The organism is Allobosea sp. 2KB_26, assembly GCF_052115715.1.
Classification (GTDB): Bacteria; Pseudomonadota; Alphaproteobacteria; order Rhizobiales; family Beijerinckiaceae; genus Allobosea.
This window is the reverse complement of record NZ_JBFRHE010000011.1, coordinates 55,887-74,386: the sequence shown is the minus strand read 5'-3', so window position 1 is coordinate 74,386 and position 18,500 is coordinate 55,887. Positions and strand designations below refer to the sequence as shown.

Below are 18,500 nucleotides of genomic sequence, written 5' to 3'. Positions count from 1 at the left end.
GGGGGACGGGCGAGGCTTTTTCGTCCTCGCCCGCGATCGGCTGGGCAGCAGCGCTTACTGCTGCGTCTTGACGATGATCTTCTGCATCCGGTCGAGCACTTCGGCACGGCTGGACGCGGCCCATTTCGAGTCGTAGTCGATGACCTTCAGATCGCTGGCGGCCTTCATCTCGGGATGCGTCTGGACGCCCATGCGGGTCGGGCGGCGGCCCGGGAACTTGGCGGTGAGCTCCTTCTGCGCCTCGGCCGAGAGCAGGAAATCCGCGAAGAGCTTCGAGGCCTTCGGGTTCGGAGCGCCCTTGACGATGAACATGCCCTCCGGCTCCAGCAAGGTGCCGTCGGCCGGGTAGACGATGCCGGCGGTACCGGCGAGGACGTAGTTGATCGCGCCCTCCTCATAGGTCACGCCGATCGGGTATTCGCCGCGGCCGACCTGCTGGAACACCAGGCTCGATTTGAGGATGATGTTCATATTTTTGGTCATGTCCTCGACCAGCGTCCACGCCTTTTCGTCGCGGCCGTAGATCAGCAGCCAGGTGTTCAGCGCAGCCAGCGCCGAGCTCGACTTGGACGGGTCGGCATGGACGATCTTGCCCTTCCATTCCGGCTTGGCGAGGTCGGCCCAGGTCTTGGGCGCCTGCTCCGGCTTCACCTGGCTCTTGTTGTACATGATGACCATGGTGCTGGCGGCGAACGGCGTGTTGTAGCCGCTGGCATCGAGCATCTTGGGTTCGACATTGGCGAGCTCGGGCGAGCTGTACTTGTCGAACAGGTCTGGCGCCGACGCGCCGGTATCGGAGAAGCCGCCCCACATGATGTCGGCGGCCGGGCGGTTGCGCTCGGCGCGGATGCGGTTCAGCAGCTCGCCGGTGCCGGCCTTCACGGTGGTGACGCGAATGCCGTATTTGTCACCGAACATCTTGGTGAAATGGTCGACCATCTCGGACGGATGGGACGCGTAGACGACGAGCTTGCCCTCGGTCGCCGGGGCCTGCGCCAGAGCGGCCGCGCCCAGCGCGAACGAGGCCATGGCTGCCGTGATGATCGACTTGAAGATCGGCTTCATTATTTCCCTCCGCTTACGTTCGTTTTTGAGTGGTGCGCCTGCCGGCCGAACGATCCGGCGGCGCTTCGGGTTCGAAACGCTCAGACGATGCCGCCGCCGCTCCCCGTGCTCTGCGGGCGCCGCGCGGCTGCGGCCTTGCGGTAGCCGGACAGGCGGTAGGCGCCGACGGGATCGATCGCGCCGCCCGCCCGACGGCGGGCCTCGGCGAGAAGCGGCGTCACATCGGTGCGGAAGGCGCCGCGCAGGGTTTCCGCCGCCATCGCGACGTCGTTCTGCGCCTGGTAGTGCGAAAGCTGTTCCCGGTCGACGAGGAGCGCCTGGGCATGGGCCCGCCTTGCGGCATCGGCGCTGAGCATCAGGCTCTCGATCGGGTCGGTGACGTTGTGCGACTGGTCGAGCATCAGCGCCGGCGCCTCGTCCCAGGCGTGGCGCTGCTCGGCATCGACCAGCTCGTTGAAGACCAGGAAGAGCCGGAACGGATCGACCGAGCCGGCGTCGAGATCGTCGTCGCCGAAACGGGAATCGTTGAGGTGGAAGCCGCCGAGCTTTCCCGCCGCGATCAACCGGGCGACGATCATCTCGATATTGGTCGAGGGCGCGTGATGGCCGAGATCGACCAGGCAGCGGGCGCGCGGGCCGACAGCCTGCGCGGCCAACAGGCAGGAACCCCAGTCCTGCACCACGGTCGCGTAGAAGGCCGGCTCGAAATTCTTGTATTCGAGCAGCAGCAGCCAGCTGTCGTCGGGAAGAGCGGCCTCGATCTCGGCGACGGAGGCGATATAGCGTTCGAAGGCCCGCGCGAGATGGGACTGGCCGGCGAAATTGCTGCCATCGGCGAGCCAGATCGTCAGCGCGCGTGCCCCCAGCGCCTGCCCCTTGCGGATACAGTCGATATTATGCGCGACCGCCTGCGCCCGCACCGCCGCATCGGCATGGGAGAGTGAGCCGAACTTGTAGGAGAGCGCCTGGCCGGGCTGGTCCTGGAAGGTGTTGGAATTCACCGCATCGAAGCCGAGCCCGAGCGCCTCTCCGCGCGCCCTCACAGCCGCCATGTCGGCGACCTCGTCCCAGGGGAAATGCAGCGAGACGCGCGGCGTCGCCCGGCCGAGCTGCTGGATGACGGCGCAATCGTCGAGCTTGTCGAAGATATCGGCCGGCTCGCCCGGGCCGGGGAAGCGCGCGAACCGCGTTCCGCCCGTGCCGACGCCCCATGACGGGACCGCGATCTCCAGCGCCGAAATCCGGGCCAGGATCGCTTCGCTGTCGATGCCGCGCCGCGACAGGGAGCGCGACAGCGCCTCGTAATCCTGCGCGAGCGCTTCACCGGCCTGCCGGTTATGCGCTTCGACGAGCGCGGGATCGATCAGGGGCTCTGCCATGATCTATCTCGTGAAGGCGGGCGCATGCCCGGCATCGACATTGAGGATATTGCCAGTGGATTTCGCCGAGAGGTCGGAAGCGAAGAAATACACCGCTTCGGCGATATCCTCCGGGAAGACGTTGAGCTTCAGCATGCTACGCTGCCGATAGACCTCGTCCAGATCGTCGGGGGCGACATTGTAGGCGCCGGCACGCTGCGCTCGCCACTCGCCCTCCCAGATGCGCGAGCCGCGCAGGACGGCGTCGGGATTGACCACATTGGCGCGGATGCCGTGCGCCGCGCCTTCGAGCGCGAGGCAGCGGGCAAGCTGGATCTCGGCAGCCTTCGCCGTGCAATAGGCCGAGGCGTTGGGGGACGCGACCAGCGCGTTCTTCGACGCGATGAAGACGATGGAGCCGCCGCGCGCCTGAACCTTCATCAGCCGGAACGCCTCGCGCGAGACCAGGAAATAGCCGGTGGCGAGAATGTCGATATTGCGCTGCCAGAGTGCGAGGCTAGTGTCCTCGAGCGGTGCGGCCGAGGCGATGCCCGCATTGGAGACCAGGATGTCGAGCCCACCGAAGGCGAGCGCGGCCTCGCCGAACAGGGCGATGACGGTCTGCTCGTCGGTCACGTCGACTGGGAAGGCCGCGACACGGTCACGGTGATGGCTCCCGACCAGGGCCGTCTCGGCCTCGCGCAACGCTGTCTCGTCGATATCGCAGATCACGACGCAGGCGCCTTCACCGAGCAGCCTTTTTGCGGTGGCAAGCCCGATGCCACCGGCGCCGCCGGTGACCAGGGCGACGCGGCCCTCGAGCGGCTTGCCCTTGGGCAGCCTCTGCAGCTTGGCCTCCTCGAGCAGCCAGTACTCGATGTCAAAGGCCTCCTGCTCGGGAAGGCCGACATAATGTGATGCAGCAGAGGCGCCGCGCATGACGTTGATAGCGTTGACGTAAAACTCGCCGGCGATGCGCGCCGTCGCCTTGTCGGCGGCGAAGGTGAACATGCCGATGCCGGGAACGAGGATCACGACCGGGTTGGTGTCGCGCACCGGCGGCGAATCCGGGCGCCTGCAACGCTCGTAATAGCCGAGATAATCGGCCCGGTAGGCTGCGACAGCCTGCCGGAGCGCCGGGACGAGGTCGTCGGCATCCAGCCGCGAGGCATCGATCTCCAGCACCAGTGGACGGATCTTCGTGCGCAGGAAATGGTCGGGACAGGAGGTGCCGAGCGGCGCCAGCGCGGCGAGATCCCGACTGCAGACGAAGTCGAGCACCGCGGCCTGGTCGTCGAAATGGCCGACCTTGGCCCGCCCTTCCGAGACGAGCCCCCGCAGGATCGGCATCAGCCGGGCCGCCGCCGCACGGCGCTGTTTCGGTAGGCACGCTTCAACCGCCACGCCGCCGAAGGCCGGCTTGCCGGCCTCGCGCCCAGCGAGCCAGGAGATCGCGCGATTGATCACCTCGACCGTCGTCTCATAGCAGCCGCGCTGCGTGTCGCCCCAGGTGAACAGGCCGTGGCTGCCGAGGATCACCCCGCGCGCGGCCGGGTTGCTGCGCACGAAGCCTTCCAGCATCAGCCCCAGTTCGAAGCCGGGCCGCCGCCAGGGCAGCCAGCCGATATCGTCGCCGAAGATCTCGCGGGTGATCGCCTCGCCGTCGATGGCGGCCGCGATGGCGATGATCGCGTCGGGATGGACATGGTCGACATGGGAACGGTCGATGAGCCCGTGCAGCGGGGTGTCGATGCTGGCGGCGCGCGGATTCAGGCCGAAGGTGCAATGCGGATAGAGCGCAACGACATCGTCCTCCATCGCCGGCCCCGTATAGGCCTGCCGCACGCTACGGAAGCGGGCCATGTCGAGGGTCGCGAAACCGTCGCGCCGGATCGAGCCGAGATCGCCGCCGGAGCCCTTGACCCACATCACCTCGACCGGCGCGCCGGTCAGCGGGTCCGCCATCTCCAGCTTGGACGAGGTGTTGCCGCCGCCGAAATTGGTGATGCGCTTGTCGGCCCCGAGCAGGTTGGAGCGGTAGACCAGCAGGTCCTGGGGCGACAGCGTCTCCGCCAGCCTCTGATCCCAGGCGCTGGCGAGCAGACGCGACGAACCGCCCGCGATGGCGTGATCGGCCATGATATCCTCGACTTCGACGTTTCCGGCAGACAGCTCGTTTCGGCCGCCTTGCGACGATCTGACCGCAAACGATCAACAAATGTCAAGTTCGATCAAATTCTGCCATCGGCTTGCAAACATCATTGAAATGCGCGCGAAAAAATGAAGGATGCGTCTGGTATGGCCGGCGCCAACAGGATCTCCGAGAATCGGTCGGGACACGTGCCAGGAAACGGGAACGATGCTCGAGCGCGAACGGCACAGGCTGATCGTCAAGCTGACCAATGAACGGTCGATCATCGCGCTCTCCGATCTCGTCGACATGCTCGATGCCTCGGAGGCGACGATCCGGCGCGATATCGCCGCGCTCGACCGCAATGGCGAGCTGCGCCGGGTTCGCGGCGGCGCCGAAGCGCTGCGGCCGCGTCACCAGCACCATCTCGCCGGCGTGCCCTTCGCCATGAGCCGCGACGTGAATGTCGCGCAGAAGGAGGCGATCGCCCGCGAGGCGGCCGGGCTGGTCGAGGACGGCATGAGCGTGATCCTCAATGCCGGCACGACGACGTTCGAACTGGCGCGCCTGCTGCGCGGACGCAGCCTGGACGTGCTGACGAACTCCTTCTCGATCGCGGGAGAACTGCTCTCGGTGCGTCCGGGCTGCCGCGTGACGATTCCGAGCGGCACGGTCTATCCCGAGCACAACATTATCCTAAGCTCCTTCGAGCATGACGGCACCGAGAGCTTCGCCGGCGACGTGCTGTTCATGAGCTGCTACGGGCTCGGCCGCGCCGGAGCGACCGAGATGGACCCGCTGGTCGCGCGTGCCGCGCAAAAGCTGGCGCGCAGGGCCGAGCGCGTCGTGGTGCTGGCCGACAGCGCCAAGCTCAAGGTGCGCTCCTCGATGGTCGTCGCCCCGCTCGACGCCATCGATATCATCATCACCGATAGCGGCGCAGGCGCCTCCGAGATCGCCCTGCTGCGCAGCCTTTGCTCCGATGTGCGGATCGTCGAGCCGGTCAGCACCGGCGAGCCGCCGGTGCTTCGTTCCGCCTCATGACGCCGACTGCTCCGTGATCATCTCCCGCCAGGCCCGGCGATAGGGTTCGAGATCGAGGTCGAGCGCCGCGATATCCTGCACGGCGAGCGCGTAGTCCGGCAGCTGCCCGCTCTCCGCCGGCCAATGGGCGAGCAGCGCCGCGCCAACGCCCGTGCCATGCTCGGCATGCGAGGCCTGTACGCGTATGTCCGGCAGGAGCGTGGCGAGCAGCCCGAGATAAAGCGCATTCCTGGCGAAAGGGCCGTCGACATAGAGCCTGTGGACAGGGCCGGTCAGGGCGAGGCATTCGCAGGTCATCAGCGCGCAGTAGAGCGCAGCCAGCGCCGCTGTTTGCGCCTGGCCTGAAGGCGCACCCAAAATGACGCCCTTGCTTCCGGAAAACGGGCCGCCGGCCGCGAAGGAGGGCAGCGCAACAATCCCGGCAGCCACGAGCGCACGCAGATCCGCGATGCCGGCTTGCGCGCCCAATCCAGCCGCCCCGGCGATCTCAATAAATTCCCGCCCGCCCATGAAACGGGCCGATGCGACGGGCCGGCCGAGCACATCGACATTCGCCAGCGTGTCGCGCGCGGCCGACAAGCCTTGGACATGGCCTGCCGTATTGAAGCAGACGAACCAGGTGCCGGTGCTGACGAGCGCGAAGGGTTCCCGCGATCCTGCGAGATAGCGAACGAATGAAGCGTTGCTGTCATGGACGCCGGTCAGGATCCGGCACGCGCCGGGCAGGCCGAGCGTCGGCGCCGCTTCGCCCAGCGTTCTCCAGGCGGGCGCGACCGGCGGCATCAGGCGGTCCCAGCCCATCGCGGCGGAGAGCGACGAGGGTGCCGCTTTCAACGGCGCCCAGAGATCGGTATGGCAGCCGAGCGACGAGACTTCCGACGCCATCTCGCCGCCGAGCTTCCAGGCCCAGTATTGCGGATAGGCGATCAGCGCCTGCGCTTGGCCGAAGAGATGCGGGTCGGCGCGGTCGAGCGCGAAGAGCTGCCGCCCGGCATTGAGCCCAAGCGGCAGGTTCGGCGAAAAACTCTCCGCGAAATCCGGCCTCAGCCCGTCATATTCGGCCGAAACGGCGTCGGGAACAGGCTGTTCGTAGTCGACGATCGCATGGGTGAGCCCGCCCTTCCCGATGACGGCGAAGGCCGCGCCATGCGTGGTCGGGACGATCGCGGACAGGCCGAACCGCGCCGCGATCTCCTTCAGAGCCGCCAGAACGAACGCCCAGCAGCGTGCCGTGTCGAGGCGCCCGCCAGCGCTGACCGAGGCCATGCCATGAGCGGCGACGAGGGTGAGATCGTGGTCGAAGGCCAGGACCTTGCTGTTGGTCTTGCCGATATCCAGCACTGCTGTGACGCCGGAGCGCATGATCACATCCCCTACGGCATCAGGCCGACCATCGAACTCTGTCCCATGCACCATTCTGATCGCGCATCGGGACGTCCGGAGACCGACCTTCGCGCATGTCGCAGCCGATTCTCCAGGCCCCATGGGCACTCATCCGGGCCACGGGATCCGTGCAGCGATTGTGATGACGCAGAGATGCCGTCGTCAACGCCGTGGGCCTCCGTGAGGAGCCGACACCCGATGATGTAGGGAAAGCGGGCATTCCCGTGATCTGCGCCTGCCTCATATCCGGCGTTGGTTTGTCGCCTCCGAGCGCTCAAGGCACCCCGTCATTGTAGACGCCGGCTTCGTCGCGGAGCCAGCCGACGAAGGCCTGGACGTTGACGTTCTCGTCGAAGCGCTTGGGGTAGACGACGAAATAGGCGTCCTCGCAACGCATCCTGTGCGGGCTGGCGACCATCAGTGCGCCCGACTGGATTTCCTCCCGCACCAGGAAGTCCGGAAGGATTGCGACGCCGATCCCGGCGACCGCGGCCTGGATGACGAGCGAATAATATTCGAATTTCGGCCCGCCGATGCCGTTGACGCCGCTCCGGCATCGGCCAGCCAGTCACGCCAGAGATAGGGGCGGGTCGTGTGCTGCAGCAGCGGCAGCCGGGCAAAGCCGTCGGGACTCGCCAGCACTTGCCCCCCGATCAGCGCGGGCGCGCAGACCGGGATCACATGCTCGTCCATCAGGTGGTGGATGCGGGCGCCGGGCCAGGTCGGGCTGCCGAAATGGATCGCGGCATGCGCCTTGTCCTCCTCGAAGCTGAACGGCCTGATCTTCGAGATCAGGTTGATGTCGACCGTCGGATGTTCGGCGATGAACCGAGCCAGCCGGGGCACCAGCCAGCGCGAGCCGAAGGTCGGCAGGCAGGCGACGGTGAGCACCCCGCCCTTGCGCCCATGCGACAGGAGCCGCGTGGTCGCCACTTCGACCCGGTTCAGCAGGCTGCGCAGCTCCTCGGCATATTCCTCGGCTGCAACGGTCGGGGTCAGTCGCTGCTTGTCGCGCAGGAACAGATTTTGGCCGAGCAGCTCTTCCAGCGCGGCCAGCCGGCGGCTGACGGCGCTCTGGGTCAGGTTGAGCTCGGCTGCGGCGCGCGTCACGCTGCGATGGCGCGCAACGGCTTCGAAACAGGCGAGATCCCGGGTCGGCGGCAACGTCCTGCGCACGGCTCTCTCTCCTTCCGGCTCATTCCAATTTGGAATGATCTGCATCGGAAATCAGCAATGGGCAAGCTGCGCGCCCGGCCCTAGCCTTCCCCCAATGGAACGCAGCAGCGCCAACACCCACGCTCGCAGAACGGCGTGGGGCTGCTTGCAGGTTAAACAAGAACGAGGGGGAAAGACGATGAAGCTGGCGACGGCATTCGCAGGCGCGCTGATGGGGCTCGGCGGTCTCCTGCTCACCGACACGACCGCCGCCCTGGCACAAGGGCAGCCGGTTCCGGAGATCAAGCTGCTGACCTGGCCCGCCGCCAAGTACCAGCACTATTTCGAGACATCGAACTATGTTGCCGAGGGCTGGCGCAAGCTCGGCCTCAAGGTCACGCTCGACCCGCAGCCCTTCCCCAGCCCGATGCTGTCGAAATGGTTCAAGGAGCATGATTTCGACGTGGTGATGTCGGTGCTTTCCGGCTCGCCGCAGCGTTCGGAACCCGATTTCTTCACCAACGCCCAGTTCAATTCGCGCAACAGCGCACCAGGCGATTCCAATGTCGGCTCCTTCGCCAGCGCGAAGGTCGACGAGCTCGGCGCCAGGCAGCTCGCGCTCTATGACGCGCAGGAGCGCCGCAAGGTGATCCACGAATTGCAGCGCGTCCTGGCCGACGAGCAGCCCGAGGCGGTGATCGCCTATGTCGTCAACACCTTCGCGATGAACACGGCCAAGGTCGACATTCCCGGCTACGAGGACACCTCCGACGGCCCGCGCTCGCTCTGGAACATGCTGCGCCTGACCTCCAAGTCCGGCGCGCCGGTCCGGATCGGCCGGACGATCGATCAGGGCACTTTCAACCCGCTGGCGGCGACGATCGTCGAGGATTTCAACACGCTGAGCCTGGTCTATGACAAGCTCGTCGAGCTCGGCGCCGATGGCGCTCCGCGCATGTGGCTGGCGCAGTCGCTCGCGGTGGTCGATCCGACCACCGTGGTGGTGAAACTCCGGCAGGGCCACAGCTTCAGCGACGGCAAGCCGGTCACCGCCGATGACGTGAAGTTCTCCTTCGACTACCTGAAGCGCTGGGATGCGGTCTATTTCAAGAAGTACCTGGAGAAGCTCGCCTCAGTCGAGATCGTCGATCCGGAGACGGTGCGCTTCACGCTGACCGAAGCCTATGCGCCCTTCATCATCAACACGCTCGGCCAGGTGCCGATCCTGCCCAAGCATGTCTGGGCGGACGTGGTCGAGAAGACCGGCATCGCCAAGCCGCAGGACTTCCGCAACATGCCGCTCGTCGGCAGCGGTCCCTATGTGCTGCGCTACTGGCGCGAGGGCCAGGAGATCTCGCTGCAGCGCCGGGCCGACCATTTCGCCAAGCCGGCTTCCGACCTGCTGATCATCGTCTTCGGCTCGGCCGAGCTCGTCGGCGCCTCCTTGAAGAAAGGCGATATCGACGTCTCCTTCCAGCCGATCGTGCCGACGGTGGTCAAGGAGTTCGCGGCCGAGAAGAACGTCAAACTCATCCAGGCGCGTTCGAACGGCCACATGTCGATGCGCTACAACACGGCGCGCCCGGCCCTCGCCAACAGGGCGCTGCGCCAGGCCATGGCCCATGCCATCCCCTATGAGGCGATCATCGACGACGTGCTGGGCGGCGATGCTGGCCGCAGCGCCACGCCGATCGTGCCGGTCAACGCTTTCTGGCATGACAGCTCGATCCCGCTGCCCGCCTATGACATCGACAAGGCGAAGGCGATCCTGAAGGCGGCCGGCTTCAGCTGGGGGCCGGACGGCGCCCTGCGCATGCCCGCCAAGTGATGCGGCCGACCGACACGGCAGCCGGATCCGCGAGCCTTCCTGCGATGATCGACGTCAGGGACCTGACCAAGCACTACGCTGCGGCGGCGGGCCTGCGCTCGCTGCTGCCCGGCCGGGGCCGCGAGGTCACCCGGGCGGTCGAGGGCGTCAGCTTCGCGATCGGCGCCGGCGAGGTGCTCGGCCTCGTCGGGGAATCCGGCAGCGGCAAGTCGACCACCGGTCGCCTGCTGGTCGGACTGGAGACACCGACCTCGGGCTCGATGCGGATCGACGGCACCGATAGCGCCGCCGCCCGCGCCCGCGACAAGAAGGCCTTCCACCGCCAGGTCCAGATGATCTTCCAGGACCCGTATGGCGCCCTCAACCCGCAGCACACCGTCGAAGACCTGGTCGGGCGGCCGCTGCTCTATCAAGGGGTGCGCGATCGCGCCGCCATCGCGAAAAGCGTCCGCGCCGTCCTCGCCGAGGTCGGCCTTACCCCGGCGGAGAGCTATCTCGGCAAGCACCCGCACCAGCTCAGCGGCGGCCAGCGTCAGCGCGTCTGCATCGCCCGGGCGATCATCCTGGAGCCGCGCTTCCTGGTCGCCGACGAGCCGGTGTCGATGCTCGACGTCTCGATCAAATGGGACATCGTACGCCTGCTGAAGCGCCTCGCCCGCCAGCGCGGCATCGCGATGCTCTACATCACCCATGACCTCGCCACCGTCGGCGCCGTCTGCGACCGGCTCGCGATCATGTATCGCGGCCGCATCGTCGAGACCGGCCCCGTCGAGCAGGTGATGGCGGCACCAGCCGATCCCTATACGCGCACCCTGATCGCCGCGATCCCCTCCGCCGATCCCGATGCCGTGCGGGTGCGGCCTCCCGTCCTCGTGCAAGGGCTGGGTTAAAACCATGGCCGGCTATCTCCTGCGCCGCTTCTGGCACATGGTCCTGACGCTGTTCGCCATGGCGACGCTGATGTTCTTCCTGTTCCGGCTCCTGCCCGGTGACCCGACCGCGACGGTGATCAGCCCGTCGCTCTATCCCAAGGCGCAGGAGGCGATGCGCCAGCAATTCGGGCTCGATCGGCCGCTCTTCGAGCAATACCTGCTCTATCTCCGCAATCTCCTGGTCCTCGATTTCGGCTTCTCGTTCCAGACCAACCGGCCTGTCTTCGAGATGATCCAGGGCCGGCTGCTCAACACGCTGCTGCTGATCCTGCCCTCCATGCTCGCGGCCTATCTGCTCGGCGCGGTCATCGGCGCCATCGCCGCCTGGAAACGCGGCAGCGCCGGGGAAGTCGGCCTGGTCTTCACCGCGACCGCATTGCAATCGGCCCCGCTGTTCTGGCTCGGCATGCTCGCGATCCTGCTGTTCTCGATCAAGCTCGACCTCTTCCCGATCGGCCATATCGTCACGCCGGGCCTGTTTCCCGAGCAGGACTGGCGGATGTATCTCTCTGCCGATTTCCTGCATCACCTGGCGCTGCCCTTTCTCGTCAACACGCTCTATCAGCTCTGCTTTCCGCTGCTGCTGATGCGCTCGACCATGCTGTCGACCATCGGCGAGGACTATATCGAGCTCGCCCGCATGAAGGGGCTGAGCGAGCGCCGCGTCCTCTTCGGCCATGCCGCCCGCAACGCGTTGCTGCCGCTGGCGACGACGCTGCCGATGATCCTCGGCTGGGCGGTCGCGGGCTCGGTGGTGATCGAGACGGTGTTCTCCTGGCCGGGGCTGGGCCTGCTGATGGTCGAGGCGATCAGCCGCGCCGATTATCCGGTGGCGCAGGCCGCCTTCCTGCTCATCGCCGTGCTGACCGTGTTCGGCACCTTCATCGCCGACCTGCTCTGCGGTCTGCTCGACCCACGCATCGTCTACGCCTGATCATGCCGACCATCATCCTCGACTTCTTTCGCGCCGTCTGGCGCGGCCCCTTCGGCCCCACCGGCCTGGTGATCCTCGGGATCTGCCTCGCGCTCGCCATCCTGGGGCCGGCGATCGCGCCCTATGATCCGGTCGCCCGCAATTACGACGCCGCCGGCAAGCTGCTGCGCCTTGCCTCGCCCTCCTGGCAGCACTGGCTCGGCACCACCCTGCTCGGCCGCGACGTGCTAAGCCAGATGCTGGTCGGCGCCCGTCCGGCGCTGCTCGTCGGCGGGCTGACGGCGCTTGGCACCGTCGTCATCGGGGTCAATATCGGCCTGATCGCCGGCTATTTCGGCGGCCGGATCGACTCGTTCCTGATGCGGCTGACCGACATGTTCCTCGGCCTGCCCTTCCTGCCCTTCATCATCATCGTGCTCTCGCTCACCGGCCGCAGCCTGACGACGATGGTGATCGCCATGACGCTGGTGATGTGGCGCTCGACGGCGCGGGTGGTGCGCGCCCAAGTGCTCTCGCTGCGCGAGATGCCCTTCATCGCCGCCGCCCGGATCACCGGCGCCAGCGATCTCGCCATCATCTACCGCGAGATCGCGCCCAATATCATGCCGATCGCGCTGGTCAGCGTCGCCTTCGCACTGGCCTGGGCGATCATCACCGAGGCCAGCATCGGCTTCCTCGGCTTCGGCGACCCCTCGGTCGTGAGCTGGGGCTCGATCGTCTACGACGCCTACGCCTCGCAGATGATGTATCGCGCGCCCTGGTGGGTCATCCCGCCGGGCATCGCGATCATGGTGCTGGTCTCGGCGGTCTATTTCGTCGGCCGCGCCTATGAGCAGGTCATCAATCCGCGCCTGAGGACGGGCTGACGCCATGCGACCGAGCGACACCCATCCCCTGCTGTCGATCGCCGGTCTCGCCGTGAGCTACGGCACGCCGCGCGGCCCGGCGAGCGCCATTGCCGACCTCAGCCTGGAGATCGGCAAGGGAGAGAATCTGGGCCTGATCGGCGAATCCGGCTGCGGCAAGAGCACATTGCTCAAGGCGGTGATGGGCGTGATGCCCGACAATGCGCGGATCGCCGCCGGCCGCATCGCGTTTCAGGGCCGCGATCTCGTCGCAGCCGACGCCGGGTTTCGGCGCTCCGTGCGCTGGGCCGGCATCTCGATGGTCACGCAGAGCGCCCTCAATGCGCTCAATCCCGTCCTGCGCGTCGGCGATCAGATCGCCGAGGCGATCCGTGCCCATCGCGATGTCTCCAGGGCCGAGGCCTGGCGCCGGACCGAGGCGCTGCTGACCATGGTCGGCGTGGCTCCGGAGCGGGCGCGCGACTATCCGCACCAGTTCTCGGGCGGCATGCGCCAGCGTGCGATCATCGCGATGGCGCTGGCGCTCGACCCTCCGCTGGTGCTGGCCGACGAGCCGACCACGGCTCTCGACGTCGTCGTCCAGGACCAGATCTTCCAGAGCCTGCGCGCGCTCCAGCAGCGGCTCGGCTTCTCCTTGCTGCTGGTGACGCACGACCTCGCGCTGGTCATCGAGAACTGCGAGCGCGTCGCGGTGATGTATGCCGGCATGATCGTCGAGACCGGGCCGACGCGGGATGTCATCCGCCGGCCGACCCACCCCTATACGCTCGGGCTCAAGAACGCGCTGCCGCGGCTCGGCAGCCGCGACGAGCCGATCGCCATCCCCGGTGGCCCGCCCGACCTGACCGATCCGCCGCCGGGCTGCCGCTTCGCCGCGCGCTGCCCCTTCGCCCTGCCGCTGTGCCGGACCGAGCCGCCCGCTCTCACGACCGTGGCACCGGGGCGGCAGGCGCGCTGCCACCGCGCCGCGGAGATGGATGCGCTCGCCCCGCTCGCCGCGCTCCCGCAGACCTGGGACGCGCTGCGCGACGCGCCGCGATGACCTTCCCGATGCTCGGGCCGCAATGCGGGCCGGGCATGGATTTCCGGAAGCAACCCCAAACCTGAAATGGAGATCGAAGTGAATTACTTCGCCTATGCCAATCTGATGGACATCAATTGCATCCACGGGGTCGCCCCCTCCGCGAAGGCGCTCAGCATTGCCTGCCTGAGGGATTACGAGCTGACCTTCGGGAAAACCACGGACGGCACATATAATGGCGCGCGGCTCGCCCCGTCCAAGGGCGCCGAAACCTGGGGCGTCCACTACGAACTCTCCGAAAGCGACATGGCGGCCATGGACAAGAATGCCGGCACGGACCAGGGCCATTGGGCTCACAAATCCGTCGTGCTCCATATGCCCGACGGCCAGGTCGTGAACTCGACGACCTACGACATCCCCAATCCGTCGGGACCGTCTGGAGCGCCGGCGCATTACATCGAGCCGCTGCTCAAGGGCGCGCGCGCCAATAATCTCCCGCCGGCCTATATCGAAAAGCTGGAAAGGCTGCTGAAGGGCGCTTGATCCGCTCGGCCGGTTTCAAAGGGCGCGGCCGGTGAGGGCTCCGTGGCGCACATCGCTCAAATGGACACCCCTCGCCGGTCGACGCTGCCAGCCAGGGCGTGGCCGGGTCGTCAGCCCGCGCCCCTTCCGGATGCGCCCTTGTTGTGCGACCGGAAATGGACGGCCATTCTCGCGTGCCTATCCGAGATCGGGGACAGGACTGTGTTCAACGCCCTCAGCAAGGACAGCCTGCGTCTCACCACCCCGCGCTTGCGCCTCGATGCGTGGTCTCCAGCCGACCTTCCCCTGCTCTTCGCTCTCCATTCCGACCCTCGGGTCCAGGCTGGCTACCCCGCCAAGGCCGACAACTGGACCGAACCCGCGATCAGGGCGAAGCTTGCCGGGTTCATCGCAGAGCAGGAGAATCTGGGCCTGACGAAGTGGAAAATGTCCCTGCGCGACGGGACTTTCATCGGTCGGGCCGGCTGGTCGCCCTGGGGCGGGGACGAACTGGAGATCGGTTACGCCATCGCGCCGGAGCATCAGGGCTGCGGCTATGCCGTCGAAGTCGCCTCGGCCCTCTTGTCGGAGGCTCGCCGGCATCGTCCTCCAAGCCAGCTCGTAGGGTTCGCACTCCTGAACAACATGGCATCCAGACATGTTCTGGAGCGGATCGGCATGACCTTCGAAGGCGAGCGTGTCATCGGGGGCATGCCGAACGCCTTCTATCGCGCGCCCGACTGAGCCGAGAGACGCAACCGGTTCCCGGGCGCCCTGCCCCGCCGCCCAAAAGCGAATCCCGCTCCCGCCCGCCTGCTCGCGCGTGCTGCGTGAGCGAGGTACTGCGCCCATCGCGAGGATGAGCCAAAGATTGAGAGGGAGCCCTCCGGTGAATGACGAAGCCGTCTATTGAGCGTAAGATCGTGTTCGAAGCCTTCCATCGAGGACGCGTTTCGAGGAACAGGGCATGGGGCACGGCAGACGTCCTCGTTCGCGCGCCAATCACAGTAGAGGCGCAGGCGGGTTTCTGCGTGATCCTTGCGGCGCGCACCGACATCTGCCCTTCTCGAATAGTCGGCTCTGCCCGACTGTCAGCAGACCACACAATACGATCCGGTTTCGAGATCAATTTTTACGACGACCCGACGATCATCGATTTGAGACGCGCCATAACGTATTAAATTCATTATTACTACACAATATCGCCCCAGCACCGAACTCTAACTATTATAAAATTCCGGAATTGAGCCGAAGGACTTGGATGATCGCCGTTTGAGCGAGTGCCCGAAGCAGAGGCACACCTCGAAACAAGGAGGGAAACGACCTATGCCGCTGCTGGAGCTTCAGGGGATCTCAAAACATTTTGGTGCGATCGAAGCACTCAAAGGCATCGATCTGGCGATCGATGCCGGTGAGGTCGTCGGTCTGATGGGCGACAATGGTGCCGGCAAATCGACCTTGGTGAAGATTGTCGCCGGCAATTTTCTTCCGTCCGAGGGAGAGCTTCGCCTGGACGGCATCGTCAAGCACTTTCGCAGGCCGGTCGACGCCCGGACCGACGGCATCGAGGTCGTCTATCAGGATCTCGCCTTGTGCGATAATCTGACCGCGGCCGCCAATGTGTTCCTCGGGCGCGAATTGAAGCGCCGCATCGGTCCGCTGGTGATCCTTGATTACAAGGCGATGTATGCCCGCGCCGCAGAACTGTTCAAGGAACTCAAGTCGGAGACCCGCCCCCGCGATCTGGTGAAACTGATGTCCGGCGGCCAGCGCCAGGCCGTGGCGATTGCGCGGACACGCCTTGCCAACGCGAAGATGGTGCTGATGGACGAGCCGACGGCCGCCATCAGCGTTCGTCAGGTCGCGGAGGTGCTGGATCTGATCCACCGGCTCAAGGATCGCGGCATCGCCGTTGTCCTCATCAGTCACCGCATGCCGGACGTGTTCGCAGTCTGCGACCGGGTGGTCGTGATGAGGCGCGGACGCAAGGTCGCGGACAAGGCGATTGCATCGAGTTCTCCTGAAGAGGTGACCGGACTGATCACCGGCGCCATCCAGGCCGCCTGATGCTGCGCAAGGAGCCCCCCATGTCGAGCGACACATTCCGCCCGATTCCGAGCAGTGTCGCCATCGAGGACGTCACGGGCCTCAAGGAGCGGAATCTCCTGCAGAAGCTGCTCGCGAGCCAGCCCTTCTGGGTGACGATCGCCCTGATCGCCATGGTCCTCGTGATGACATGGGATCAACCGGACGCCTTTGCCTCCGCCGACAACTTCTTCAACATCACGCGGAATTTCGCCTTCATCGGCATCATGGCCATCGGCATGACGGCCGTCATCCTCACCGGCGGCATCGACTTGTCGGTCGGGTCGATCATGGGGCTCGCCGGCGTCGTCAGCGGACTCGTCCTCCAATCCGAGGGGCATTGGGTGCTGGCGATCCTCGCCGGCCTTCTCACCGGAGCGGCTGTCGGGGTCGTAAACGGCGTGCTGATTTCCTATGTCGGCCTCCCCGCCTTCGTCGTCACGCTGGGGATGCTGTCGGGCGCCCGGTCGCTTGCCATCGTCCTGTCCGAAAACAAGATGATCTACGAATTCGGTCCTTGGGGAGACAGCTTCAACGCCCTCGGCGGCGGGTCCATCTTCGGCATTGCCAACCCGGTCTGGGTGCTGCTCGCGCTGGCCATCATCTTCAGCATCATCCTGAACTTCACCGGCTGGGGCAATTATCTCTACGCCATCGGCAGCAACGAGAACGCTGCCCGCCTGACTGGCGTGCCGGTCCGGCGGATCAAGCTGCAGGCCTATATCGTCTCGGGGCTGACCGCCGCACTGAGCGCCGTTCTCATCGTCGGCTGGCAAGGCTCGGCCATCAATGCGCTCGGACAGGGTTATGAATTGCGGGTGATCGCTTCGACCGTGATCGGCGGCGCCGATCTGATGGGTGGCCAGGGCGGAGCCTACGGCGCCGTCATCGGGGCTGCACTCATCGAGGTGATCCGCAATTCCCTTCTCATGGCCGGGGTCGATTCCAACTGGCAGGGCGCCTTCGTCGGCCTGTTCATCGTATTGGCGGTTCTGCTGCAGCGGATCCGCGGCAAGGGTTCGGCATGAAGAAAACCGGACAACAATAACCACCAGGAGGAGAGGCTCATGAAAACGCTGACTTTAGGTGTCGCCGCGCTCGCACTTCTCGCCGTTGGGGGAGAAGCCCAGTCTCAGGGCAAGAAATACGTCTTCGCCCTGGTTCCCAAGAACATGAACAATCCCTTTTTCGATCAAGCCCGCGACGGCTGCAAGAAGGCAGAGAAGGAACTCAACGGCGCGATCGAGTGCCTTTACATCGGCCCCGGCGAGCACGGCGGCGGCGATGAACAGGTCCAGGTCATCAACGATCTCATTGCCAAGAAGGTTGATGGCATCGCCGTCTCGCCGTCAAATGCAGCAGCGATGGGAAAGGCGCTCGAGGGCGCAAAAAAGGCGGGAATTCCGGTTCTGACCTGGGATTCCGACCTCCTTGCGAAGGACAAAGGCCTGCGCACCGCCTATGTCGGCACGTATAACTATGACATCGGCGTCAATCTCGCGAAGCTCGTCCAGCAGATCAAGCCCAAGGGCGGCACGATTTGCATCCAGTCGGGTGGTGCGGCGGCGGCAAACCATAACGAGCGCATGCAAGGGATTCGCGATACGCTTGCCGGCGCGAAATCCGCCTCCGCGCCCGGTGCAAAACTCTCCGGCCAGCATGGCTGGACCGAGGCAGCGGGTTGCCCGCTCTATACCAATGACGATTTCCCGCTGTCGGTACAGCAGATGGAAGATACGCTCGGCAAGAACCCCAAGCTCGATGCCTTCGTGCCGACCGGCGGCTTCCCGCAATTCATCCCTCAAGCGTATCGCAAGGTCGCAGAGAAGTATAAGGCCCGCATCGATGACGGCTCGCTTGCACTCGTCGTCGCCGATACGCTGCCCGTCCAGATGGATCTGCTGAAGGCGGGCCTGTCCAAGGGGCAAGTCGGTCAGCGCCCCTTCGAGATGGGCTACAGGACCATGCTGTTCCTGAAGGACATGAAGGACGGCAAGCCCGCTCCGAAGGACCCGACCTATACCGGTCTCGATGTCTGCACACCGCAGAATGCCGCGACCTGCGTCGGCGCCGGTAGCTAGAGACGGATGACTTGGGCCAGAGCGGGATACCCTCCCGCTCTGGCCTGCAAGGGACGATCCCTGGCCAGCTTCCCTTTCTATGGAGCGGCTAGGAC

17 protein-coding genes are annotated in these 18,500 nt (G+C 65.8%); 11 read left to right on the top strand and 6 right to left on the bottom strand.

Going from position 1 to position 18,500, the window contains the following annotated elements; all coding sequences use genetic code 11:
• Window positions 1-54: 54 nt before the first annotated feature.
• The 3 genes from AB4099_RS24745 to AB4099_RS24735 all read right to left on the bottom strand — a co-directional run bounded on the left by AB4099_RS24745 (window position 55) and on the right by AB4099_RS24735 (window position 4,562).
• Complete coding sequence (locus tag AB4099_RS24745) at window positions 55-1,065, bottom strand: extracellular solute-binding protein (protein ID WP_441479990.1); 1,011 nt, start codon at window positions 1,063-1,065, stop codon at window positions 55-57.
• Between the two features lie 80 nt (window positions 1,066-1,145).
• On the bottom strand, window positions 1,146-2,444 hold the full coding sequence (gene rhaI / locus AB4099_RS24740) for an L-rhamnose catabolism isomerase (protein ID WP_441479989.1): 1,299 nt from the start codon (window positions 2,442-2,444) through the stop codon (window positions 1,146-1,148).
• Between the two features lie 3 nt (window positions 2,445-2,447).
• Complete coding sequence (locus tag AB4099_RS24735; RefSeq protein ID WP_441479988.1) at window positions 2,448-4,562, bottom strand: bifunctional rhamnulose-1-phosphate aldolase/short-chain dehydrogenase; 2,115 nt, start codon at window positions 4,560-4,562, stop codon at window positions 2,448-2,450.
• A 220-nt stretch (window positions 4,563-4,782) separates the two neighbouring features.
• On the opposite strand from AB4099_RS24735, the gene AB4099_RS24730 reads away from it, so the two are divergent.
• Entirely contained in the window at window positions 4,783-5,598 is an 816-nt protein-coding gene (locus AB4099_RS24730) for a DeoR/GlpR family DNA-binding transcription regulator (RefSeq protein ID WP_441479987.1), read from the top strand.
• Here the strand turns inward: AB4099_RS24730 and AB4099_RS24725 are convergent.
• The 3 genes from AB4099_RS24725 to AB4099_RS24715 form a co-directional block, all read right to left on the bottom strand.
• Window positions 5,593-6,960, bottom strand: coding sequence for an FGGY-family carbohydrate kinase (locus tag AB4099_RS24725; RefSeq protein WP_441479986.1), 1,368 nt, complete (start codon window positions 6,958-6,960; stop codon window positions 5,593-5,595). The two genes, AB4099_RS24730 and AB4099_RS24725, sit on opposite strands and share 6 nt — an antisense overlap.
• Before the next feature lie 295 nt (window positions 6,961-7,255).
• Window positions 7,256-7,459, bottom strand: coding sequence for a LysR substrate-binding domain-containing protein (locus AB4099_RS24720; protein WP_441480113.1), 204 nt, complete (start codon window positions 7,457-7,459; stop codon window positions 7,256-7,258).
• A complete protein-coding gene (locus tag AB4099_RS24715; RefSeq protein WP_441479985.1) occupies window positions 7,399-8,157 on the bottom strand; it encodes a LysR family transcriptional regulator in 759 nt (252 codons plus the stop codon). Before AB4099_RS24715 ends, AB4099_RS24720 begins: the two co-directional genes overlap by 61 nt.
• A 178-nt stretch (window positions 8,158-8,335) precedes the next feature.
• Here AB4099_RS24715 and AB4099_RS24710 point away from each other — a divergent pair, with 178 nt between their 5' ends.
• From AB4099_RS24710 to AB4099_RS24665, 10 genes are all read left to right on the top strand, one after another.
• Complete coding sequence (locus AB4099_RS24710; protein ID WP_441479984.1) at window positions 8,336-9,964, top strand: ABC transporter substrate-binding protein; 1,629 nt, start codon at window positions 8,336-8,338, stop codon at window positions 9,962-9,964.
• A 44-nt stretch (window positions 9,965-10,008) separates the two neighbouring features.
• Window positions 10,009-10,854 carry an ATP-binding cassette domain-containing protein gene (locus tag AB4099_RS24705; protein WP_162767974.1) on the top strand — a complete coding sequence of 282 codons (846 nt, stop codon included), beginning with the start codon at window positions 10,009-10,011 and terminating at the stop codon, window positions 10,852-10,854.
• 4 nt (window positions 10,855-10,858) lie between these two features.
• A complete protein-coding gene (locus tag AB4099_RS24700) occupies window positions 10,859-11,830 on the top strand; it encodes an ABC transporter permease (RefSeq protein WP_441479983.1) in 972 nt (323 codons plus the stop codon).
• A gap of 2 nt (window positions 11,831-11,832) precedes the next feature.
• Complete coding sequence (locus AB4099_RS24695) at window positions 11,833-12,696, top strand: ABC transporter permease (RefSeq protein ID WP_441479982.1); 864 nt, start codon at window positions 11,833-11,835, stop codon at window positions 12,694-12,696.
• A 4-nt stretch (window positions 12,697-12,700) separates the two neighbouring features.
• Complete coding sequence (locus AB4099_RS24690) at window positions 12,701-13,738, top strand: ABC transporter ATP-binding protein (RefSeq protein WP_441479981.1); 1,038 nt, start codon at window positions 12,701-12,703, stop codon at window positions 13,736-13,738.
• A gap of 78 nt (window positions 13,739-13,816) precedes the next feature.
• On the top strand, window positions 13,817-14,260 hold the full coding sequence (locus AB4099_RS24685; protein WP_162767972.1) for a gamma-glutamylcyclotransferase: 444 nt from the start codon (window positions 13,817-13,819) through the stop codon (window positions 14,258-14,260).
• Window positions 14,261-14,461: 201 nt separating this feature from the next.
• Complete coding sequence (locus AB4099_RS24680) at window positions 14,462-14,983, top strand: GNAT family N-acetyltransferase (protein WP_441479980.1); 522 nt, start codon at window positions 14,462-14,464, stop codon at window positions 14,981-14,983.
• Window positions 14,984-15,565: 582 nt separating this feature from the next.
• On the top strand, window positions 15,566-16,306 hold the full coding sequence (locus tag AB4099_RS24675; protein ID WP_113511900.1) for an ATP-binding cassette domain-containing protein: 741 nt from the start codon (window positions 15,566-15,568) through the stop codon (window positions 16,304-16,306).
• Window positions 16,307-16,326: 20 nt separating this feature from the next.
• Entirely contained in the window at window positions 16,327-17,352 is a 1,026-nt protein-coding gene (locus tag AB4099_RS24670; protein WP_113511989.1) for an ABC transporter permease, read from the top strand.
• 39 nt (window positions 17,353-17,391) lie between these two features.
• Window positions 17,392-18,405, top strand: coding sequence for a sugar-binding protein (locus AB4099_RS24665; protein ID WP_113511898.1), 1,014 nt, complete (start codon window positions 17,392-17,394; stop codon window positions 18,403-18,405).
• The last annotated feature ends 95 nt before the right edge of the window (window positions 18,406-18,500 follow it).